At 57.3% G+C, this 1270-nt stretch carries 1 rRNA gene; it reads left to right on the plus strand.

Annotation, left to right across the window (positions count from 1 at the left end):
* A 23S ribosomal RNA gene (locus tag BLS11_RS19660) occupies positions 1–1252 on the plus strand; the annotation flags it as partial.
* Positions 1253–1270: the final 18 nt, after the last annotated feature.

A 1270-nucleotide genomic window follows, 5' to 3' on the forward strand; every position in this document is an offset into this window, starting at 1 on the left:
CTCGTACCGAGATCCGACACAGGTGCTCAGGCGGAGAAAGCCAAGGCCTGTCGGGATCAACCGACGTTAGGGAATTCGGCAAATTAGTCCCGTAAGTTCGCGATAAGGGATGCCTGCTCCTGACCGAGCAGGTCGCAGTGACTCGGACGCTCCAACTGTCTAGTAACAACATAGGTGACCGCAAATCCGCAAGGACTCGTACGGTCACTGAATCCTGCCCAGTGCGGGTATCTGAACACCTCGTACAAGAGGACGAAGGACCCGTCAACGGCGGGGGTAACTATGACCCTCTTAAGGTAGCGTAGTACCTTGCCGCTTCAGTAGCGGCTTGCATGAATGGATCAATGAGAGCGTCGCTGTCCCAACGTTGGGCCCGGTGAACTGTACGTTCCAGTGCGGAGTCTGGAGTCCCCCAAGGGGAAGCGAAGACCCTATAGAGCTTTACTGCAGGCTGTCGCTGAGACGTGGTCTCCGATGTGCAGCATAGGTAGGAGACGTTACGCAGGCACCCGCGCCAGCGGGCCGCCGAGTCATCATTGAAATACTACCCGTCGGCGACTGCGACTCTCACTCCGGGAGGAGGACACCGGTAGCCGGGCAGTTTGACTGGGGCGGTACGCGCTCGAAAAGATATCGAGCGCGCCCAAAGATTTCCTCACGCGGGTCGGAAACCCGTGGAAGAGCGCAAGAGCACACGGAAGTCTGACAGTGACATTCCCAACGAGTGTCGCTGACGCGAAAGCGTGGTCTAGCGAACCTACGAGGTTCCTCAATGGGACCCGTAGATGACAGAAAAGCTACCTTAGGGATAACAGAGTCGTCACCGGCAAGAGCACATATCGACCCGGTGGCTTGCTACCTCGATGTCGGTTCCCTCCATCCTGCCTGTGCAGAAGCAGGCAAGGGTGAGGTTGTTCGCCTATTAAAGGAGGTCGTGAGCTGGGTTTAGACCGTCGTGAGACAGGTCGGCTGCTATCTATTGGGGGTGTCAAGGTACCTGACGTGAACGATCGTATAGTACGAGAGGAACTACGATTGGTCGCCGCTGGTGTACCGGTTGTCCGAGAGGGCAGTTGCCGGGCAGCTACGCGACACGGGGTAAGAGCTGAACGCATCTAAGCTCGAAACCCACATGAAAAAGAGGTACCACCGAGGTCACTCGTAGAAGACGAGTTCGATAGACTCGGGGTGTACGCGCCGAGGCAACGAGGCGTTCAGCCCGCGAGCACTAACAGACCGAGCCATACTCATACTGCATCGGACCCACCAC

Source organism: Halopelagius longus, assembly GCF_900100875.1.
Lineage (GTDB): Archaea > Halobacteriota > Halobacteria > Halobacteriales > Haloferacaceae > Halopelagius > Halopelagius longus.